Genomic DNA, 20951 nt, shown 5'->3' on the forward strand with positions numbered 1-20951 from the left:
CTTTTTAACAGTGCTTTGACGAGCAGGCGCGTACGTCTGGAAGAGATAGAGATCGTCGAGTTTGACGGTCTCGTTGATCAGTGGAGTGGGACGGATTGACCGTTGATGAATTTGGAGCGCCTCGGCGGCCGCCGCCTCTTGGCATCGAGGCGCCCCCAACGGCAATCTTCAATTAAAATGACGAACTGGCCGCAGGTATGGTCGCCCACGCACTGGATATCTCCGTTCCGTGAGAGCTTTGGGTTGCGCGATGCGATGACAGCGATGCAGCTCGGCTTTACTCGCCGGTTCTTACGACTGTCCGGCAACCGATTGCGAAGATAGCGACCATGGCCGTTGCCGCCTTCGCGTGTGAACCGCAGGGGCCGTATCAGGCGATCAGTTGTCCGGTGTCGCTCGTCGTCAGACAAAGCATGGGAATGGCGCCCGTATTCGGCTGTTTTAGCGCCAGGCGGAGGGCGCCGGCCGAAACCCTCTTTTCTCGAGGCAAGGATTTCTTTCGCGCGGTATGAACTTATAGAGTGGCTGTCCGCGATGATCCTAGGCAAAGTTCGTCCCTTTGCACCGACGGTCACGCGGCCGAGGTGATCACCTCTTCAGGAACCTATATGAAGAAGACCCTCGTTGCCGCGCAGGCTCTGCTGGGCGCCGCGTGTTTCGCCGCGCTCTCGATTTCCGCTCCGGCCGCTCTGGCCAAAGACCGCGCCGCGCCTGCTGCCGCATCGGCTAGGCCGGATGCGCGCCCTCGCAACATCGTGTTCGTGCTGGTGGACGACCTGCGCTACGACGGGCTCGGCTTCCTCCAGCCGGGCCTGCTCAAGACCCCGAATATCGACCGCATGGCGAAGGAAGGGACCTACTTCCCCAATGCGGTTGTCACTTCGTCGCTGTGCAGCCCCAGCCGTGCGACGATCCTGACCGGGCAGACCGCGCGCAACCACGGCATCGTGGACAACAACGACAGCTCCGAGGCGGGCCTCACCTACTTCCCGAGCTACCTGCGACAGGCGGGCTACCAGACCGCGTTCTTCGGCAAGTGGCACATGGGGGCCAGCACCGACGCACCGCGGCCGGGCTTCGACAAGTGGGTGAGCTTCATCGGTCAGGGCAACTACTGGCCGTCCAGGGTCAATACCGGGCAGTCCTCTCCGAACCTCAACGTCGACGGGAAGACGGTGCCCCAGAAGGGCTACATCACCGATGAACTGACCGACTATGCGATGGACTGGCTGACCAAGGAGCGCGATCCGAAGAAGCCGTTCTTCCTCTATCTCAGCCACAAGGGCGTGCACTCCGATCCGCTGCCGCCGCCGCGCTACGTGCACCAGTACGACAAGGCGAAGTTCACGCTGCCTGCCTCCGCGGCGAACACGCCCCAGAACAACGCGGGCAAGCCGCTGTGGGTGCAGAACCAGCGCAACACCTGGCACGGCATCGACTTCTTCTACAACGCCGACGTGCCTATGACCGAGTACCTCAAGTACTACTACGGCACCTTGTCCGCGATCGACGACAGCCTCGGCCGGGTGATGGACTACTTGCGCAAGAACCACCTGGAGAAGGACACGCTGGTCGTGTTCACCTCGGACAACGGCTACATGATCGGCGAACATGGCCTGATCGACAAGCGCAACGCCTACGAAGCCTCGATCCGGGTGCCGCTGGTCGTGTGGGAGCCGGGCACGGTCCCGGCGGGCAAGGTCAACGAAGGCCGCATCCGCAACCTCGATTTCGCGCCGACTTTCCTGGACGTCGCCGGGGCGCAGCGCCCGCCGCAGTTCGAGGGCACGAGCGCCTGGAAGCTGTGGGAAGGCGTGCAGCCGGTATCCGCGTGGAAGCCGGGTGACTTCACTTACGAATACTACTGGGAATACAACTTCCCGATGACTCCGACCACTTTCGCGATCGAGCGGGACCGGCTGAAATATATCCAGTACTACGGCGTCTACGACACCGAGGAACTCTACGATCTCAAGTCCGACCCGGATGAGATGCACAACCTGATCAACGATCCGGTGTGGGCTCCGAAGAAACAGGAACTGCGCCTCGCGCTCTACGATCAGCTGGCCAACTCGGCCGGCAGGCACGTCATCCCCTATGGCAAGCGCACCGCGCAAGGGTCGCTGCGGCGCGGGATCAACGGGCCGCATGCGGCGGACTTCCCGGCCGACTGGTATATCAAGCCGAACCCCGTCGACCGCTACGACCCGAACATGCCCGATACCCCCGCCAAGCTGAAGGCGCAGGCCGAGGGGCGGCCGCTCATCTACACTCCGCCGCTGGCGGACGAGCTGAAGCGGCAGATCGACGCTGGCGGCCAGACTTCGGAGAAGTGACGTTGAACGCATTGCTCTCGCCGCGTCGGCGCTGGCTGATCTTCGCGCTGGCGCTGACGGCGGGGGTGCTAAACCTCGTGGACCGGCAGATCATATCGGTGCTCAAGCCGACGATCGCGGCCGACCTCGGCTGGAGCGACGACGACTACGGCACGCTGGCGGCCTGGTTCCAGGCGGGCGCGGCGGTGGGCTTCCTGGCGGCGGGCTGGCTGGTCGACCGGCTTGGCGCCAAGTGGGCCAATGTCGCGGGCGTGGCGGCGTGGTCGGTCATGGCGATGACGCATGGCTGGGCGCAGAGCTTCAGCCAGTTCGTGTTCTGCCGCATCGGCCTTGGCGCGACGGAATCGATGGGTACTCCCTCGGGCGTCAAGACGATCGCCGCGCTGTTTCCGCCCGAGTCCCGGTCGCTGGGCTTCGGCCTTTCCAATGCGATGAACAGCCTTGGCGCCATCCTTGCGCCGCTGGCGATCCCGCTCGTCGTGCTGGTCTGGGGTTGGCGAGGCGCTTTCGTGGCGGCCGGAGCGGTCGGGCTGGTCTGGGTGCTGGCTTGGCTGCTGGCGTCGCGCGGGGTCGATTTCGGCGACCGCGCGCCGGTCAGGTCGGCCATGTCTGCCGGCGGCCCGCTGGCAGGCGACCGGTTGTTCCTGCTGGAGCGGCGCACATGGACCGTCGCTGTCGGCAAAGTGCTCTCCGATGCGACATGGTGGCTGATGCTGTTCTGGATGCCGGACTATTTCCACCGGCAGTTCGGTCTTTCCGGCACCGATCTGGGACCGCCGCTGGCGCTGGCCTATAGCGGTTCGGCGGCGGGATCGCTGCTTGCGGGCTACGCCGCCAATGCGATGCTGGCGCGCGGAGCAGGGGTCAACCGGACGCGCAAGACGCTGATGCTGGTATCCGCGCTCTGCGTGGTGCCGGTGCCGCTGGCGCTGCATGTCGATGCCTACTGGGCGGCAGTGGCGCTGCTGGCTCTGGCGCTGGCGGGCCATCAAGGGTTCTCGACCAACCTGTTCGGCCTTATCGCCGACGTCACTCCGCGCGCCAAGGTGGGGCGGGTGACCGGCTTCGGCGCCTTCTGCGGCAACATGGGCGGAGCGGCGATCAGCAAAGTGTCCGGCCTCGTGCTGGCGGCCGGGCTCGGCTACGGGCCGCTGTTCGGCTTCGCGGCGTGCTCATACCTGCTGGCGCTCGGCTGGATCCAGCTGACCATGCCCGTGATCGTGCCTGTCGATGAGCCACAGGTGGCCTGACGAGCGGCTTAGGGGAAGTTTCATAGGGCACTAAAGGAAAACTATCTTTCTCAACTTAATTGGTTGACTATCAACGCTCCCATTCCAGGGAGTTTCCGATGACCGATATCTCGTACCGCTTCGTCCGTTATGCATTGCTGGCGTCTGCGGCTGTTTTTCCGATGGTTGCGCAGGCCGAGGAAGCCGCCGAGCCCGCTTCCGGCGAGATCGTCGTGACCGCCCGCTACCGTGACGAATCCATCCAGCAGGTGCCGATCGCGATCACCGCCGTCAGCGGCCAGTCGCTGAACGATCGCGGCATCCACAACCTGCAGGACCTCTCGGCCACCGTCCCCTCGGTCGACTTCCGCACCAGCGCTTCCAACAAGGACCGCTCGGTCTTCGTGCGCGGCGTCGGCACGATCAGCACCTCGCCGGGCGTGGAATCCTCGGTCTCCACGGTGGTCGATGGCGTCGTCCTTTCGCGTCCGGGACAGGCCACGCTGGATGTGGGCGAAGTGTCGCGGATCGAGGTGCTGCGCGGCCCGCAAGGCACGCTGTTCGGCAAGAACTCCTCGGCGGGCGTCATCAGCGTCGTCACCGCCGCGCCCTCGGACACCTTCCATGCCTATACGGAAGGCACCGCCACCACGGATGAGGAATACCGCCTCAAAGCCGGCGTAACCGGCGCCATCGCCTCCAACGTGACCGCCCGCATCGACGGTCTCTACGCCAATTACGCCGGTAACGTGCGCAACCTCAACACCGGCAGCAAGGTCAACGGCTACGAGCGCTACGGCGCGCGCGGCAAGATCGAGGCACGTCCGACCGAGACGCTCAAGATCACCCTCGCGGGCGATTACCTCCACTCCTACGACGATGCCACCAGCGTCTACACGAGCACGTCGCAGACCGCGTACCCCACCGGCACCGTCACCACCTCGGCTCCGCTCGGCGCGTTCCTGTCGGGCGTGGGCATCACGCCGAGCGCGTCCAACCGGCAGGCCAGCACCAGCTTCGACACGCATGTCACCGACAAGAACTACGGCGGTTCGCTGACCGGCGAACTGGAACTGGGCGACTACACCGTCACCTCGATCACCGCCTATCGCGAATGGAAGAACCACCAGTTCCAGGACAACGACGGGCTCTCGGCGCTGACTGCGACGTTCCCGCAGATCCATGACGAGGGCAAGCTGGCCTCCAGCCAGTTCTCGCAGGAACTGCGCCTGACCTCGCCCAAGGGCAACTTCATCGATTACGTCGTGGGCGCCTACTACATGCGCGCCAAGACCGACGAGACCTACGAACGTACCGTCACCCGCCTGATCTCCGGCAGTGCGGTTCCTGTCACGGGCGTCGCCGACTACGGCATCCTGAGCAAGAACTACGCGGTGTTCGGCGAGGCGAACTTCAACTTCACGTCGTGGCTGCGGGCCTTCGCGGGTTACCGCTCGATCTGGGACGACCTGAGCTTCTACCACGAGCGTACTTCGACCAACGATCCGACCAATTCCGGGGCGTCGTCGCTCGATATCACCTCGATCCGGGCCTACCATCAGGCGCAGGGTTCGACCTCGCAGCGCGGCGACGCCTACCGCGGCGGTATCCAGGCGGACGTGACGCCCACCACCCACGCCTATTTCACTTACGCGCGCGGGTACAAGGGGCCGGCCTACAACGTCTATTTCAACATGCGCTCGCTCAACGCGACGACCCCGCTGGACGAGATCGTGCTGAAGCCGGAAACCTCGGATTCGTTCGAGGCCGGCATCAAGGGCACCGCGCTTGACCGCAAGATCACGTATGCGCTGGCGGTCTACCAGACCAAGTTCCACAACTACCAGGCCAACTACAACGACGTCGTCGGCGGCGCGCAGGTCACCCGCCTGATTAACGCGGGCACCGTGGAGAGCAAGGGCGTGGAACTGGAGTTCGGCCTGCACCCGATCCCGGGCCTCTCGCTTGACACCTCGCTGGCCTATACCGATGCCAAGGTGGTCCACTTCAACTGCCCGGTCGGCGCGCCCACCAGCTGCGACATCGACGGTGAGCCACTGCCCTTCGCACCGAAGTGGAAGCTCTACAGCAACGCCTCGTACCGCTTCGCGCTGACGGATTCGCTGAATCTGGAAATCCAGAGCGACGTCTCGCTCAAGAGCAGGACGCAGTACTCGCTGACCCAGACCCCGAGCACGGTTCAGCCGGACTACGTGATCTGGAATGCCAGCGTGGCCCTGCTCGGCGCGGACGAGAGCTGGCAGGTGCGCGGCTTCGTGAAGAACATCACGAACCAGAACTATGCGACCCTGCTCGCCAACGGCGCGCTCGCGGGCACCGTCCGGTTCGTCCCGCGCGACGACAAGCGCTATGGCGGAATCATGCTGCGCAAGGACTTCTGATCAGATGGGGGGCAGGACAGGGGCAAGCGTCTCTACCGCGTGAAGCGATTGGCGATGCTCAACAAGCCTCGGACAGAACTCGTTTGTCGTCGCATGGCCGGCCGTTCATGAATCGGTTCATAGCCAGGTGGCGAGGACATCTTTTCCGGCGATGCTCACGAACGACTTTAAACTGGATCGTCGCGCCGTGCTTTGGGGAAGCGCGGGCGCTTTCACCGCTGGTCTGACGGGATGCTCGGGCGGCGTACGGAATGCCGGCGGACTGCGGGTATCGATAACTGGAAAAGGTGAGGCTGATACGCGCCTGCTGTTTCGACACGCCGGCCTGAGGCCTGACTTTCCGGTCTCGTATTCGGAATTTCAATCGGGTCATCTTGTGGTCGAAGCGTTCAATTCCGGATCGCTCGATTTCGGCGGGATGAGCGAGATACCCCCAGTCTTCGCGGCGGCATCGACGATGCAGAGCTTTCGCCAAGTCGCCGTGAATCATGGGGATGTGAACAACCAGGCAGTGCTCGTTCCTGCAGGCTCGCAAATCCGCGATCTCGCTGGTTTAAAAGGCAAGCAGGTGGGCTATGTTCGCGCGACGACTTCGCAATATTTCCTGATCCGCATGCTGGGTGCTGTGGGGCTGAAGTGGAGCGATATCGAGCCGGTCGCGATGAGCGTATCTGACGGGGCGGCTGCCTTCTCACGCGGGTCGCTGGATGCCTGGGCGATCTACGGGTTTCCGATCCAGCGCGCGCTCGCCACCGAAGGGGCGCGCGTTCTCAGGACGGCTTTGGGCTTTCTCTCAGGAAACTACGTGGTCTGCGCAAGCGAACAGGCCTTGGCTGACGTCGAAAAGTCCAGGCAGATCGAGGTTTACCTGCAACTGCTGCGCAAAGGGTACGACTGGGCCGCACAGAACCGGGACCGCTGGACAGCGATCATCGCCAACGAGATCGGGGTTCCCGCCGAGTACGTGCGCGACCAGTTCCAGCACCAGAGTGCGAGGTATGAATTGCGACCGGTCACCGCGGCGGCCGTCCGTTCGCAGCAGGAAGTGGCCGATGTGTTCACGGACACCGGGTTAATCCCCCGGCATGTCGACGTTCGCCCACTCTGGACGGATCGTTTTAACAGCATCATCGCGCAGGAGGCCTGAATGAGCAGCCGACTTACCCTTGCTCCCGGGAAGCCTGCAGTTGTCCGTCTCTTCTCCAGCGATGAGGGCCTGCCCCCGAAAGCTGGAAGTGATTGCAAATATTTGCGCCCATCCCGGCGCAGTACGGAGGATTAGCATCATGGCCACCGCCTTTGCAGAAGACCGGATCGGCCGGTCGGAAATCGCCCCCAGGGGCATTCCTGACGCCGAATGGAAAGTGCGCGTCGATCTTGCCGCATTCTATCGGATCGCCGCGCTCTATCGGTTCGACGACTTTCTCTACACGCACATTTCGGCACGTGTGCCGGGGCCTGACCATCACTTCCTGATCAATCCGTTCGGCTTGACGTTCGACGAGATCACGGCGTCTAGTCTGGTCAAGGTGGACATCGACGGCAACATCATCGGCGATAGCGAATACGGCATCAACTATGCCGGTTACGTGATCCATTCGGCCATTCATGGCGCGCGCGACGATGCGCACTACATCGCGCATTTCCATACGCGTGACGGGATGGGAGCTTCGGCTCATGCTGAAGGACTGCTCCCTCTGAGCCAGCGTGCCCTGATGATCATCCCGGGGCTGTCTTACCACGACTATGAAGGCGTGGCGCTCAATCTCGATGAGCGGGAACGGTTGGTGCACGATCTGGGCGATACCAGCCAGATGCTGCTGCGCAACCATGGGACGCTGGCGCTCGGCAGCACTCCCGGGGAAACGTGGAGCCGGATCTATCAGCTGGAGGCCGCCTGTTCGGCTCAGGTCGCGGCGCTGGCTGGGGGGCGGGACCACGCTCTGATCGCTCCCGAAGCGGCGCAGGAAGAAGCGCGTCGCCAGCTTGCCGCACGCCCGATCTCAGCGGCGGCGAAGGAAGGCGTCAAGCCGCATGACCAGCTTGCGTGGGAAGCGGTACTGCGCCGCGTAACGCGAGAGCTTCCTGGTTTCGACGCCTGATTTAAAGTAAAGATCTTGCATGTTGCCCGCTGCGTTACGATAATCCGGTGGAAAGCGATTATTTTTACAATTTTTATTATGTTAATATAAAATATTTTCACGGGAAAAGCTGAAATTTATATTCATAAATATGAGTTTAATCGTCGATATAATTAAATACAATATCCGATAAAGATCATTGGTCGGCGCAATTTATGAGACGTAAGCCGAACCCGATTTTAAATCGGGGGGTGCATCAGTGAAATTCACGAGTTCGAAAATCGTCCTGTCGGCAGGCAGTGCAGTGATCGCTTTGTCTTTCGGTGGCATCGCGCATGCCGGGGAAGCGGACGCAGCACCGGCGAGCGATGCGGGGGCCAAGACACCTGCCAGCGATATCGTCGTGACCGGCGTGCGCGGTGCCCCGCGTACGGTCGCGGAGAGCCCGGCGCCGATCGACGTGGTCGGGGGCGAGAAGCTCGCTGGAACGGGCGCCGCCGAATTCGGAGAGGCGTTGACCAAGATACTGCCGTCGCTGAATTTCTCGGCGACGCACGCGGGAGTCTATTCGGTAGTGCGGCCCGTTACCAATCGTGGCCTGAGCCCGGCCTATACGCTGGTGCTGGTGAACGGAAAACGGCGCCACAACAGCGGTTTCATGACCAACACGACTCAGGATACCAGCGGCGTCAACGCGGTGGACCTCGACCTGATCCCGGGCAGCGCCATTTCGCGAATCGAGGTGCTGAAGGATTCGGCGGCGGCGCAGTACGGCACTGACGCCATCGCCGGTGTGGTCAACATCCAGCTCAACCGCAAGGAAGGCCTGGACGCCAGCTTCCGCTATGGTAGCCAGTACATTGGACGGGGCGATCGCGACAGTTGGCAGGGCCAGGTCAGCTTTGGCACCGCCATCGGTGACGGCGGCTTCCTTCGCGTGAGCGGAGACTACCGCAAGCGCGGTGGAAACTGGTGGAACCTGAAGGCCACCGATACCAATCTTTACGGTCGGCCGAGCAGTCGCACGGTTGAGCAAGTGATCGCCAGTTCGGGGCTGACGGCCGAGCAGGTCGCGGCCAACAGCGCCGAAGCGGCCGCGCGCAATGCGCAGTGGGACCAGGACGGCGCACATAACGGTGATCCGCAGATCAGGGCGTTCAACCTGTCCTACAACGGTGAACTGCCGGTAGGGGACTTCACGCTCTACTCTTTCGGCACGTATGGCCAGCGTGACGTCCAGATCGGCAACAACTTCCGCCGACCCAACGGCAATGCCAATTTCACCGCGCTGTTTCCCGACGGCTACTATCCGCTCAACAACATCGACGAGACGGACTTCCAGTTCGTCGCCGGCGCGAAGGGGGAATTGGCCGGATGGAATGTCGATTTGTCGAGCAGCTTCGGCCGCAATCACAGCCGGCAATACTCCAAGCGTTCCATCAAGCCCTCGCTCGGCCCGACCGGGCCGACCGAATGGCCCAACCTCGCCAATTTCGAGTTCCGCCAGTGGACGCACAACCTTGACGCGACGCGTGAGTTCGAGATCGGCCTAGCACGGCCGCTGCAGGTCTCGTTCGGCGCGGAATATCGCCTCGATCGCTTCCGCACTTTCGCGGGTGACCCGTTGGCCTACACACCGGCTACTTACGTGTTCAAGCCGGGAGACCAGCAGTACGACTGGAACGTGGGTGTCGCCGCATCCCCTGTGGTGCAGGGCGCAATCGTGCTCTCCCCCGCAGACGAGGCGGATGCCACGCGCCGCGTCTATGCAGGCTATGTCGATCTGGGCATCTATCCGCTGGATGCCTGGTACATCGGCGCGGCGGTTCGCGGAGAACACTACAGCGACGGTTCGGGCAGTCCGGTTGGCGTCAAGCTCAACACGCGCTACGAATTCAGTCCGGTGGTGGCGATCCGTGGCACCGTCGGCACCGGATTCCGGGCGCCATCCCTGACGCAGGCCGCCTATGCGCAGACTGACGGGCGTACGGCGCTGGTCTTCAACCCCGTGAGCGGCCAGACCGAGCTGACCCCGACCGTCGCCAAGCTGGTGACACCGGACTCCGCGATAGGCGCGCTGTTCGGCGCAAAACCGCTGAAGTCCGAACGCAGCTGGAATGCGGGAGCAGGCGTCGTGCTGACGCCCGCCGCCAACCTCAGCATCACGGCGGACGGCTATTACATAAAGATCAAGAACCGGATCGAGAGAACGGGGCGCCTTTACGGCACCGGAATAACGGCGCTGCTGAACGCCAATGGTCTTAGCGGGATCGAGCAGATCGAGTACTTCTTCAATGCCGTCGATAGCTCGACCCGCGGGCTCGACGTGGTCGCCGACTGGACTGTCTCGCCCGGCGGCTTCGGCAAGCTGAACCTCAATGCCGCCTTCAACTACAACAAAACGAAGGTGGACAAGCTGCCGACCGTGCCCTCGCAGCTGTTCGGCGCCAACGGGGCTTCGCTGCTGGCCACGGGATCCGCGTTCTTCGGCGGAGATCGCATCGGCGAACTGGAGGTGATCAATCCGCGTACCAAGATCGTGCTCAACGGCAACTGGACGAAGGGCATCATCGGCCTGGCGCTGACAACCACGCGCTATGGCAAGTACACCCAGCGCACCGCCGCCGGCGACGATCGGTACTTTGGCGCCAAGTGGATCACCGACATATCGGTTTCCGCGCAAGTGACCGAGTTCGCCACGCTCCAGATCGGTGCAACCAACGTGTTCAACGTCAGGCCGGAAACCAACGGTCCGGGGAGTCCGCAGACCGGGCAGGGCTATTACGGTCCGTCACCTTACAATCCCAACGGGGGGTACTACTATGGCCGTCTTGCAGTCAGCTTCTGATCGGCGCGGGTTCCTGGCGGGTGCGGCAGGGGGCATCGCCCTGCTGTCCGGCTGCGGTAACGCGAAAGACGACCGTACGCAGGTGGTGCTGGGAGACCAGGTCCACCTGCTACAGACCAAGCTGGCGGCGGCCGGCCGTCTCGACGGTACACCTTATGCGATCAGCTGGGGCAACTTCCCGGGCGCCGCGCCGTTGCTTGAGGCTCTCAACGCCGGGGCGGTCGATACGGCTCCGGCGGGAGACCTGCCCATCATCCTCGCCGCAGCGGCGGGCTGCAAGCTGAAGATCGCGGCGGTGAACAAGGGGGCAGGGCGATCGATGGCGATCATCGTGCCGCGCGGTTCTCCGGTGCGGTCGGTGGCCGACCTTGCAGGCAGGACCGTGATCGTCTCCAGCGCGCGGGGAAGCATATCGCACTATCTTCTCCTGGAGGCTCTTCGCGAAAAGGGCCTGCCGCCCTCGGCAGTGAAGATCGGCTATATGCTGCCGAACGACGCCGCAGCCGCTTTCACGACCGGCCAGATCGAGGCTTGGGCGACGTTCGGCACTTATCAGGCGCGCGCGGAGGCCGACGGTGCGCGGATCATCAGGGACGGCACCGGGATCGGCCCGGGCTATTCCGCCATAACCGTTTCCGACGCGGCGCTGGCGGACCCGGCCAAGCGCGCCGCCATCGCCGATTTCCTTTCCCGCGCGCGCGATGCGAATCGCTGGTGTATCGAGCATCCGGGCGAATACGCGCAGCTCTATGCCCGGCAGACCGGCATGGACCCGGCCATCGCCAAAGTGATCGCCGCGCGCGAGAAGCCCGGGCTTTCCGCTCCCGACGGGGCATTCGTCGCGGCGCTGCAGCGGGCTGCCGATCGCTTCCATGCGATGTACCACGTGTTCCCGAAAAGGGTGGACGTGGCGAGCCTGATCGTGCCGGACCTGCTGAAAACCTGATGGATCGCCCGTACCAGTCGATGTCGACGCTGGCGTCACCAAGCAAATCCGGAGCGCGCCAGCTGTGCTGATCTGTGCCGACTTCTTCGAGAAGGACTTCCAGTTGAAGTTGGCGTGTCGCGTTGCTTCTCCTTGAACCTAGGTCGCGTTGACAAAGTGGATGCCCGATCGGCGCTGATTTCGAGCGCATATTCGGCCACCTCAAGCAATTCAGCGTATGGCCACCCGTCACTACAAAACCGCTCTATCCCTCGCCAGCTTCCTCAACCTTGCCGGCATCTCGCGCAGGTGGCGGTCGCTTGCTAGAGGGTCGACATGACTTTGCCGATCTCCTCGCAGCTGACCACCTCCATCGACGCGCCGGACTTCGTCGTCATCGACGTGGAGACGGCCTGTGCCCGCGTCAGCAGCATCTGTCAGGTCGGCATCGTGGGTTTTCGCGATGGGCGTGAAGTGCTGGCTTACGAGACCCTGGTGGACCCTCGGGACGAGTTCTCCACGTTTAACGTCGGCATCCATGGAATCACGCAGTGCGATGTCGTCGGGCAACCGACCTTCGGGGATATCCATGCCGCGCTTGACCGCCATTTGAGCGGCCGAATCACGGTGGCCCACTCGGCTTTCGACAAGGGCGCTCTGGCTGCGGCATGCCGGCTGGGCACCCTTCCGCTGATCGAAACGGAATGGCTGGATAGCGTCAGAGTCGCCAAACAGGCCTGGCCGCAACTGGCGAGCCATCGTCTCAATGTGCTCGCACGGTTTCTCGGCATCGAGCACCGGCATCACGATGCCCTGAGCGATGCCCGCGCTGCGGGGATGGTGATCATCAAGGCCATCGAACATACCGGCATCGACCTGCAGGGCTGGATGGCCAAACCGACGCGCGCCAAGCCCAAGCCGCCAGTTCCCGCCCCGGACGGGCCGCTGAGCGGGGAGCGGGTCGTGATCCTGGGCGAGCCGCTTGACGGCAAGCTTGCGACCGTCATCGCGGCGGCGGGTGGCCGGGTCGTCCGATCGGTGGGTATGACCACCACTTTGCTGGTGATTGCCAGAGCGCAGCCTTACGGGAGGTGGGTGGAGGCTAGCCCCTTGCATCGCCGCGCGCAGGAATTGCGCGATGCTGGTCGGCCGGTCGTCATCGTATCCGAGGACGCCTTGCGGACAAGGTTCGGGCTCGCCACCTGAAGCGGGTATAACGTCTCCGGACCCATAGACGCTTGCGAACCAGGGCGATTAACGGCGGGCGATGAGTATCATCGCTACCATCATGAATTCGACCACGGGCCAGCCGATCCAGAAATTGACGTTCGAGCGCATGCCCAAGCCCTGGGTCACCCTGCATCTGGCGAACGGGGAGCAGGTCACTGCCGATCGCGTCCACGTCGGCAAGCCGGCGCCGGGCAAGTTCATTGCGCCTGTCGAAGTGTGGGTCACGCCCAAGACCTGATTGAACCTCCGGACATCGACAGGCGCGCTGCGCCGTCGATGTCCGGATCGCCCGCAGGACCACCGGGTCAGAGCTTTTCGGCCCATTCGATGGCGGCGTCGGCCACTTGCTCCCAGCCGGTGTCGAGCATGGTCCAGTGCGACCGCTCGGCGAATTCGACATAGTCCGTACGGGACGGCGCGCGGCTTTGCCGGGCATGGATCGCGCGGGTCATCGCAGCATCGGCGATGAGGTCCTTGCCGCCGCCGATCAGCAGCAATGGCGGGCGCTTGGGATTGGTCCAGTCGATCTTCATCGGCTTGACGATCCCGTCCCAGTAGACCCGGCCCGGCGTCGGCACGATGTAGCGGTCGTAGGCCGTTTCGGCCTGCGCAGCCCCAAGCGTCTGGGCGAACCGCCTGGCGAAGAAGCGGCGCGACATGTGCTTCACCTTGCTCCGGCTGAACGGGTCGAGGAACACCGGTAGAGCCGAGACGAGCGCATGGGGAAAAATCGGCACGCCGGGCGTGGGGGCGGGGTCGATGGCGACGCCCGCCACGCCCAGTCCCCGGTCGAGCAGGTGCTGGATCACGACCCCGCCGAGCGAATGCCCGATCAGGATCGGCGCTTCGGGAAGGGCGCGGATGATCGCCTCGTAGTGATCGACGATCTGGTGTTGTCCTAGCGCTTCGAACTTCGGGTGAGGGCGTGCGCGCAGGGCCGCGGGCTCGCCTTCGTCGAGGGGCCAATCGGGGGCGAGGACGGTATAGCCGCGTGCCTCGTAACGGGCTTTCACGTGCTCCCAGCTGCGGGAATTGAGCCAGGCGCCGTGGATGAGAACGATGGTCTTGCTCATGGCTTGTCTCCTTGGGTCGGCGTCAGGCACCGTAGCGGTCGGCGGGGCGGTTGCGGGACAGGTTGGGGCGCAGCGCGCGGCGGGCGTCGAGGTAAGCGTCGAGGTCGGCGTTGTCGGGCAGCGCCGGGATGGTGATCGTCTCGCCGAGGTCGAGGCCCGTGAGCGCGGCATCGACCATGTCATCGACGTCCATCACCATTTCGGCGGGCAGTCCGGCAAGTTGCTCCTCGGTCCAGATTGGCGTGCGGGTGATCCCCGGCAGCACCGCTTGCACGCGCACGCCTTTCGCGCCCAGTTCGACGTTCAGCGCCTCGGTGAAGGCGAGGACATAGGCTTTCGTCGCAGGATAGACCGCCGTGAACCCGTCCGGCATGAGCGCCGTTACAGAGGTCATGTTGATGATCGTCCCGCTTCCCAATTCGGCAAGGCGCGGCGCGATCGCGGCGGCGAGGCGGGTGACGGCCAGCACGTTGAGGTCGATCATCCCGGTGAGGTATGCCGGGTCGGAGCCGACGAAAGTGGTCTCCCCGGCGATCCCGGCATTGTTGACGAGGCCGGTGATCGCCGCATCCTCGCGCAGCCGCCGTTCGATGCGGGCGAGGTCTTCGGCCTTGGCGAGATCGGCGCTCAGGGTCTCGACCGTTACGCCGGTTTCGGCGGTGAGCGTCGTCGCCAGCGCTTCCAGCTTGTCAGCCCGGCGGGCTACGAGGATCAGGTCGTGGCCCCGGCGAGCGAGGCGGTCGGCATAGACCGCGCCGATGCCGTCCGACGCGCCGGTGATGAGGAAAGTGCTCTTGGTCATGTGCATGTCCTTTCGTGGATACGGTTTGTGGGAGGTTTCAGTCGCGGATGAAGTCGAGGAGGTCGGTGTTGAAGCGGTCCTGATGCGTCTGAGTCAGGCCGTGGTCCGTCCCTTCGTACACCTTGAGCACCGCATTCGGCACGATCTTCACCGTTTCGAGCGCGGAAGCGCCGATCGGCACGATCTGGTCGTCGTCGCCATGCAGGACGAGCGTGGGCACGTCGAAGCGGGCGAGATCGGCGTGGAAGTCACTCTCGGAGAAGGCGCGGATGGAGTCGAGCTGGCCCTTGAGGCCGCCCATCATGCCCTGCCTCCAGAATTCTTCGCGAATGCCTTCCGAGATCGCCGCACCCTCGCGGTTGTAGCCGTAAAAGGGGTTGGTGAGGTCGCGGAAAAACTGGCTGCGGTTGTCGTACGTGCCCTTGCGGATGGCGTCGAAGGCCTCGATCGGCAGGCCGCCGGGATTGGCCTCGGTTTTCAGCATAAGAGGCGGAACCGCGCCGATCAGCGCCACTTTGGCGACGCGGTCGGTGCCGTGGCGGCCGATATAGCGGGTGACTTCGCCACCCCCGGTCGAGTGGCCGACGAGGATCACGTCGCGCAGGTTCAGCGCCTCGATCAGTTCGGCCAGGTCGTCGGCGTACTGGTCCATGGTGTTGGCGTTCCAGACCTGGTCCGAGCGGCCGTGGCTGCGGCGGTCGTGGGCGATCGTGCGGAAACCCTCGTTCGCGAAGAACACCATCTGCGCGTCCCAGGCATCGGCGGAAAGCGGCCAGCCATGGGAGAAGACGATGGGCTGGGCATCCTTCGCGCCCCAGTCCTTGTAGAAGATGCGGGTTCCGTCGCGGGTGGTGATCGTGGTCATGTCGCTTGCTCCTTTCTCGATCGGGCCGTTGCGCCCTGTGAGGAGAGGGATAGACTGCGCGGCGGGCCTGCAGGATCGGCGGTTCCGACATAAGGCAGGCCAAAACTGACAAAGGGGGCTTCGGGCATGGCCGTAGACGTGCGCATCAAGGCCGAGATCGGCCTCGTCCTCTATCCGGGCTGTCAGGCGGCAATGGTCCACGGGATTACCGACCTGTTCGCGATCGCTTCGCACTTCTCGGCGGAGCGCGGGGGGCTTGCGATTCGGGTAAGTCATTGGAATATAGGAGATGGTGGCGGATTCGTGCGCGGATCGGACACCCATCCCGGCGAGCGTGGCGACCCTGCGATCCTGATCGTTCCGGGGCGCCTGACCGGCCCCGTCGGCGCCGAGGAAGCCGTGCCTTATGCCCGCTGGCTGCTTGATCGGCACGCGGCGGGCGCGACGCTGGCATCCACGTGCGGCGGGACGTTCATGCTGGCCGCGACGGGGCTGCTGTCAGGCCGTCTGGCGACGACGCACTGGCTTTTCGCCGAACCTTTTCGCACGCGATTTCCGGATGTTAGGCTGGACCCGGACAAGATGGTGATCGAGGATGGCGACATCATCACCGCAGGCGGGCTGATGGCCTGGACCGACCTTGGGATGCGGATCGTCGATCGGCTGCTGGGGCCGACGGTGATGATCGAGACGGGCAAGTTCCTGCTCGTCGATCCCTCGGGGCGCGAGCAGCGGCATTACAGCAGTTTCGCGCCGCGCCTGACGCATGGGGACGAGGCGATCCTCAAGGTCCAGCACTGGCTTCAGGGGCGGGCGGAGCGGGCGGTCGCGGTGCCTGACATGGCCGGGCAGGCGGGGCTGGAGGAGCGCACATTCCTGCGCCGGTTCAAGGCGGCGACAGGGCTCAAGCCCGTGGAATACGTCCAGAATCTGCGGGTCGGCAAGGCGCGCGAGCTGCTGGAATTCACCCGCCGATCGGTGGACCAGATCGCCTGGGCCGTGGGTTACGAGGACGCGACGGCGTTTCGCCGGGTGTTCAACCGCGTCATGGGCCTGTCGCCCGGAGAGTACCGGAATCGCTTCTCAAGCGGCGCCGATCTGGCGATTGCGGCCTGACCGGACATGGCACTCAACGGTGCCTTAACGGCACCTAGCGATACCCTAGCGTGCCCATACCGTGCCTTCAGGCGCGATCTCCCGGCACTCCGCACGCCAATGCCACCATGACTTCCAGCTCGCCGCGGATGCGCGGTGCGACCTCGTCCGGAAATCCGGCATGGGCACGCAGCTGCGATGTCAGGAAGCCGGAGAACAGGGCGGCCTCGGTAACGCCGACCTCGCGCCCTGTGCCGACAAGATCCTGCAGCGCACTGCGCGAAGTGCGGCCGCGCAAGTAGCGCAGCTGGGCGCCGAACTGGCGCAGCGAAGCATCGCGCGCGGTGGCGACGAAAAGTTCGTCGCTGCCCCGCGCGTTGCCGCCGCGCAGCACCATCGCGGCAAGGTCGTCCGCGAGGTCGGCGGGGCGAAGCGCGTCGCGCGCGGGGGCTTCCGCCTGCAGACGCTCGACGTTGGCGCGGTAGAGGCCCTCGAACGCGGCTTCGAGAAGGGCGGGCTTCGTGCGGAACTTGTGCGATACCGTGCCGAGCGTCAGCCCGGCGCGTTCGGCGACGGCGCGATGCGTGAGGCGGGCGAGTCCGTCCTCGTCGATGATCCGCGCGGCGGTCTCGACGATGCGCGCGGCCGTCTCGTCCCGGTCGGGCAGGGTGGGCATCGAGCGCAGCGCCTCTTCGCGCGCGAATTCGCGCCAGGGAGCGGGGGGTATCGCGCTGCCGGTGAGCCATGCGCCGAGCACGCGGGCGGTTTCGTCGAGCGCGGCGCGATCGACCAGACGCCGCCAGCGGATCATATGGAAGAAGCTCTCGTTCTCGAACACGCGCTGCGCGACGATGCTGCCCGCGCCGAGGCCGAAGCGCTGGCCCGCCTCGCTCCAGAAATGCGCCCACAGCGCGGCCCACTGCCGCGTGGCATCGACGAATTGCGCCGATTCATGGGCAAGCAGCTGGCATTCGCGCCAGGCGAAGGCCAGCCCGCGTTGCTCCTCGCACCATGCATCGACGATCTGTGCGAAGAACCCCGCGAAGGCGACGGGCGAAGCACGCAGTCCATCGAACTGCTGCCACTGGCGGTCGCACCAGAGGCTCGCCTCGACGATGGATTGCTGCTGGGAAGCCAGCAACAAGTGTTCCAGGGAGCCGAAGTGATGGTAGATCGAGGAAACCGGTGCATCGGTCAATCCACTGATCTGGCGGGCCGACATTCCTGCTGCCCCGACCTGTTCCCATTGCCCTGTAACCACGGCGATAAACCGGTCGTATGACGATGATTCTGCGGTTCTCATGGCGCTCATGACATTGGAAGTCCGACTGGCAATTTCACCCTCCTAGCAGACACCGCGCCTGCGATCGAGTGATACCCGCGCACGCGCGCCGTTGCGGGAGTGCCGGAAAAGTGTCATCCAACATACATACAGTCGTTCTAGCTGCCGCGTCGATCCAATCTTCTCGGGGGCTCGTCGTGAAACTGAACACTTGTCTATTCCTTCGCTCGACGGCGATCGTCGGCGTTCTTGCCTGCGCCTTCGCCGGCGCTGCCGTCGCTCATGCCGAGGAGGCCCCGGACGTTGCCGCCGATGATGCCGCTATCGGAGAAGACATCGTCGTCACCGGCTCGATCGTCTCGGCGCAGCAGGACTCGATCGAGGCCAAGCGGGTGATGGACAATCTTGCCGACGTCGCCGCATCGGATGCGGTCGGCCGCTTCCCCGACCAGAACGCCGCCGCCGCGCTCTCGCGCCTGCCCGCCGTCGCGGTGCAGCGCGATCAGGGGCAGGAGCGCTATATCCAGGTGCGCGGCGCGCCGAACCGCTGGACCTCGGTAAGCATTGACGGCATCCCGATGGCGGGCGTGGACGAGGGCGGCGACACCCGCGCCTTCCGCTTCGACGCGATCCCCGCCGTGCTGCTTTCGCAGATGGTGGTCAACAAGTCTCTGACCTCGGACCTTCAGGCCGACGCCGTCGTCGCCACGATCGACCTCAAGACCTATTCGCCGATGGAGCAGAAGGGCCTGCACGTCTCCGGCGACGCGGGCTACGGTTTCATGGGGCTGGGCAAGGGCGAGCAGCGGCAGGGATCGCTGCGCCTGTCGTGGTCGAACGACACGTTCGGTTTCGTCATCGGCGGATCGCACTATCGCCGCAAGCAATTGACCGACAACCGAGAAGTCGGCGCTTACGACGCCAACGGCCCGACCGAGTTCGACGTGCGCCAGTACCAGATCGAGCGCTGGAACAACGGCCTGTTCGCGGGCGTCGAGTACCAGCCCGAGGAAGGCAAGCGCCTCTACGCCAAGGGCATCTTCTCCGAATTCAACGACAACGAGCGCCGCAACCAGTATGAATTCCGCCTCGACCGTGCGACCGGGGGCACGCGCACGCTGGAATCGGGCAACCTGACCGGCGTGCCGCTGCGCGGCAGCTTCAACTTCGGCGAGTATCGCAACCGCAACTATATCGGCACTTTCGGCGGCGATTATGAAGGCGACGACGGTTTCAACGCCTCGTTCAAGTTCAACTACGCGCGTACCGAGAACACCAGCTACCTGCCCCTCGTCCAGTCCTCGACCAGCGGCGCGAACAACCTGGCGTTCAGCTACGACAATTCCGATCCGCGCTTCCCGATCGTCTCGATCATCGGCGACTTCGATCAGAAGAGCCTGAGCACTTCGGGCACCTACATGATCACCGCGCGCCAGAAGACGGTGTCGGACAGCTACACCGCCAAGCTCGACCTGTCGAAGCAGATGGGCGACCTGAAGCTCTCGGCGGGCGGCCTTTACATCGACCGCGACGTGGCGGGTAACAACTTCTCCTCGTCCAACATCGTCTATATCGGCGCGCTGAGCGCGGCGACGGGCGAGCCGTTCGACGTCAACAGTTATGTCACCGACAAGGCCTGGGACACCGGCTTCCCGCTCGGCGTCACGTTCAACTACGTCGACAACGTGGCGATGCGCCGCGACATCGACAGCCTGCTCGGGCGGCTGGAGGCGGCGGGGCTCTACGATCCCTCGCTCGACGTGCCGACAACCGACAAGTACGCCCAGCGAGAGCAGACGCTGGCGGGCTATGTGATGGCCAAGGTCGAAAGCGGCCCGCTGACCGCCGTGGGCGGCGTGCGCGTGGAGAACTACGTCCTCGACAACGGCGGCTCGGTGCTCGCGGGCGGCGTCTATACGCCGCTGACGCGCCACACCAGCAAGACCGACTTCTTCCCCAGCCTCAACATCAAGTATGCGGCGACCGACAACCTCGTGCTGCGCCTTGCCGGCCAGCGCGGTGTGTCGCGCCCGGCCTATGGCGCGATCCGGGTCGGCGCGTCGATCAACGACACCAACAGCCCCGGCACCATCGGCGGCGGCAACCCGGCGCTCAAGCCCGAGTACACCTGGGGCGCGGACGCCAGCATCGAATACTACCTGCCCGGCAACGGCATGATCTCGATCGCGGGCTTCTACCGCTCGGTAGACAACGTGCTTTACCAGGCGCAGAACCCGGTGGGCTCGGACTTTTACAACTTCGGCGGGGTCGACCGTTCGGGATACCTGCTGACCGGCACCTACAACGGCGACAAGGGCAAGCTCTACGGCGTCGAGTTCAACGTCCTCAAGCAGTTCGACTTCCTGCCGGGCGCGCTCGACGGGTTCGGCTTCCAGGGCAACCTGACACTGCTCGACGGCGATTTCGACACGCCGACCGAGAAGAACATCGCCTTCCAGGGCATGTCGGACAAGATCGCCAACGCCTCGCTGTTCTACGAAAAGTACGGGCTTTCGGCGCGCGTCAGCTACCAGTGGCGGTCGGACTGGCTGGACTCGCTGGGCGGCTTCGGCAGCGGCGAATACCGCAAGGGCTACGAGAACCTCGACGTCTCGCTGCGCTATGCCCTGACCGACAACTTCACGCTGTTCGCCGACCTCGCGAACCTCACCAATGAAAAGTACATCGCCTATCAGGGCACGACCGCGATGCCGACCGAGGTCGAGCAGATCGGCGCGCGCTACCTGTTCGGCGTCCGCTTCAGCTACTAATAGGGAGAATGA

15 protein-coding genes and 1 pseudogene are annotated in these 20951 nt (G+C 64.2%); 12 read left to right on the top strand and 4 right to left on the bottom strand.

Translation table 11 applies throughout. The features are described 5' to 3' along the window. Positions 1–254: 254 nt before the first annotated feature. The 10 genes and pseudogenes from QRN25_RS26460 to QRN25_RS18605 form a co-directional block, all read left to right on the top strand. Positions 255–512, top strand: a pseudogene (locus tag QRN25_RS26460) (hypothetical protein); the annotation flags it as partial. A gap of 96 nt (positions 513–608) precedes the next feature. Continuing rightward, positions 609–2336 (top strand): sulfatase family protein, encoded by a 1728-nt coding sequence (locus QRN25_RS18565; RefSeq protein WP_285020700.1) that lies wholly within the window; start codon positions 609–611, stop codon positions 2334–2336. Between the two features lie 2 nt (positions 2337–2338). Beyond that, positions 2339–3586: an MFS transporter gene (locus QRN25_RS18570; RefSeq protein WP_285020701.1), complete on the top strand. Its 1248-nt coding sequence runs from the start codon at positions 2339–2341 to the stop codon at positions 3584–3586. A 98-nt stretch (positions 3587–3684) separates the two neighbouring features. Continuing rightward, the gene (locus QRN25_RS18575) at positions 3685–5967 is read left to right on the top strand and encodes a TonB-dependent receptor (RefSeq protein WP_285020702.1); all 2283 of its coding nucleotides are present in this window, start codon (positions 3685–3687) and stop codon (positions 5965–5967) included. A 151-nt stretch (positions 5968–6118) separates the two neighbouring features. Then, the gene (locus tag QRN25_RS18580) at positions 6119–7114 is read left to right on the top strand and encodes an ABC transporter substrate-binding protein (RefSeq protein WP_285020703.1); all 996 of its coding nucleotides are present in this window, start codon (positions 6119–6121) and stop codon (positions 7112–7114) included. Between the two features lie 139 nt (positions 7115–7253). Next, positions 7254–8069 (top strand): class II aldolase/adducin family protein, encoded by an 816-nt coding sequence (locus tag QRN25_RS18585; RefSeq protein WP_271180745.1) that lies wholly within the window; start codon positions 7254–7256, stop codon positions 8067–8069. Positions 8070–8307: 238 nt separating this feature from the next. After that, positions 8308–10896, top strand: coding sequence for a TonB-dependent receptor plug domain-containing protein (locus tag QRN25_RS18590; RefSeq protein WP_285020705.1), 2589 nt, complete (start codon positions 8308–8310; stop codon positions 10894–10896). Next, the gene (locus QRN25_RS18595; RefSeq protein ID WP_285020706.1) at positions 10871–11842 is read left to right on the top strand and encodes an ABC transporter substrate-binding protein; all 972 of its coding nucleotides are present in this window, start codon (positions 10871–10873) and stop codon (positions 11840–11842) included. The genes QRN25_RS18590 and QRN25_RS18595 overlap by 26 nt, the downstream gene beginning before the upstream one ends. A gap of 315 nt (positions 11843–12157) precedes the next feature. After that, the gene (locus QRN25_RS18600) at positions 12158–13027 is read left to right on the top strand and encodes an exonuclease domain-containing protein (protein ID WP_285020707.1); all 870 of its coding nucleotides are present in this window, start codon (positions 12158–12160) and stop codon (positions 13025–13027) included. A gap of 61 nt (positions 13028–13088) precedes the next feature. Further along, positions 13089–13289 (top strand): hypothetical protein, encoded by a 201-nt coding sequence (locus QRN25_RS18605; RefSeq protein ID WP_271180749.1) that lies wholly within the window; start codon positions 13089–13091, stop codon positions 13287–13289. Positions 13290–13356: 67 nt separating this feature from the next. On the opposite strand, the gene QRN25_RS18610 is transcribed toward QRN25_RS18605, so the two are convergent. Genes QRN25_RS18610 through QRN25_RS18620 form a run of 3 tightly spaced genes read right to left on the bottom strand, consistent with a single transcriptional unit; the run spans position 13357 to position 15791 of the window. Further along, positions 13357–14124: an alpha/beta hydrolase gene (locus QRN25_RS18610; protein WP_285020708.1), complete on the bottom strand. Its 768-nt coding sequence runs from the start codon at positions 14122–14124 to the stop codon at positions 13357–13359. Positions 14125–14146: 22 nt separating this feature from the next. Beyond that, positions 14147–14926 (bottom strand): SDR family NAD(P)-dependent oxidoreductase, encoded by a 780-nt coding sequence (locus tag QRN25_RS18615; protein WP_285020709.1) that lies wholly within the window; start codon positions 14924–14926, stop codon positions 14147–14149. A 37-nt stretch (positions 14927–14963) separates the two neighbouring features. Further along, complete coding sequence (locus QRN25_RS18620) at positions 14964–15791, bottom strand: alpha/beta fold hydrolase (RefSeq protein WP_285020710.1); 828 nt, start codon at positions 15789–15791, stop codon at positions 14964–14966. A gap of 126 nt (positions 15792–15917) precedes the next feature. Here QRN25_RS18620 and QRN25_RS18625 point away from each other — a divergent pair, with 126 nt between their 5' ends. Next, on the top strand, positions 15918–16907 hold the full coding sequence (locus tag QRN25_RS18625; RefSeq protein ID WP_285020711.1) for a GlxA family transcriptional regulator: 990 nt from the start codon (positions 15918–15920) through the stop codon (positions 16905–16907). Between the two features lie 67 nt (positions 16908–16974). On the opposite strand, the gene QRN25_RS18630 is transcribed toward QRN25_RS18625, so the two are convergent. Continuing rightward, the gene (locus tag QRN25_RS18630) at positions 16975–18108 is read right to left on the bottom strand and encodes a TetR/AcrR family transcriptional regulator (protein WP_285020712.1); all 1134 of its coding nucleotides are present in this window, start codon (positions 18106–18108) and stop codon (positions 16975–16977) included. Between the two features lie 257 nt (positions 18109–18365). On the opposite strand from QRN25_RS18630, the gene QRN25_RS18635 reads away from it, so the two are divergent. After that, positions 18366–20939, top strand: coding sequence for a TonB-dependent receptor (locus QRN25_RS18635; protein ID WP_285020713.1), 2574 nt, complete (start codon positions 18366–18368; stop codon positions 20937–20939). The last annotated feature ends 12 nt before the right edge of the window (positions 20940–20951 follow it).

It is taken from the genome of Novosphingobium sp. fls2-241-R2A-195 (assembly GCF_030209485.1).
Lineage (GTDB): Bacteria > Pseudomonadota > Alphaproteobacteria > Sphingomonadales > Sphingomonadaceae > Novosphingobium > Novosphingobium resinovorum.

Bases quoted from the DNA above. Each gene is read 5' to 3' on its own strand.
- QRN25_RS18600 (WP_285020707.1), top strand. From the start codon at position 12,158: ATGACTTTGCCGATCTCCTCGCAGCTGACCACCTCCATCGACGCGCCG.
- QRN25_RS18630 (WP_285020712.1), bottom strand. From the start codon at position 18,108: ATGTCGGCCCGCCAGATCAGTGGATTGACCGATGCACCGGTTTCCTCG.
- QRN25_RS18625 (WP_285020711.1), top strand. From the start codon at position 15,918: ATGGCCGTAGACGTGCGCATCAAGGCCGAGATCGGCCTCGTCCTCTAT.
- QRN25_RS18585 (WP_271180745.1), top strand. From the start codon at position 7,254: ATGGCCACCGCCTTTGCAGAAGACCGGATCGGCCGGTCGGAAATCGCC.
- QRN25_RS18580 (WP_285020703.1), top strand. From the start codon at position 6,119: ATGCTCACGAACGACTTTAAACTGGATCGTCGCGCCGTGCTTTGGGGA.
- QRN25_RS18615 (WP_285020709.1), bottom strand. From the start codon at position 14,926: ATGACCAAGAGCACTTTCCTCATCACCGGCGCGTCGGACGGCATCGGC.
- QRN25_RS18575 (WP_285020702.1), top strand. From the start codon at position 3,685: ATGACCGATATCTCGTACCGCTTCGTCCGTTATGCATTGCTGGCGTCT.
- QRN25_RS18610 (WP_285020708.1), bottom strand. From the start codon at position 14,124: ATGAGCAAGACCATCGTTCTCATCCACGGCGCCTGGCTCAATTCCCGC.
- QRN25_RS18595 (WP_285020706.1), top strand. From the start codon at position 10,871: ATGGCCGTCTTGCAGTCAGCTTCTGATCGGCGCGGGTTCCTGGCGGGT.
- QRN25_RS18565 (WP_285020700.1), top strand. From the start codon at position 609: ATGAAGAAGACCCTCGTTGCCGCGCAGGCTCTGCTGGGCGCCGCGTGT.
- QRN25_RS18605 (WP_271180749.1), top strand. From the start codon at position 13,089: ATGAGTATCATCGCTACCATCATGAATTCGACCACGGGCCAGCCGATC.
- QRN25_RS18620 (WP_285020710.1), bottom strand. From the start codon at position 15,791: ATGACCACGATCACCACCCGCGACGGAACCCGCATCTTCTACAAGGAC.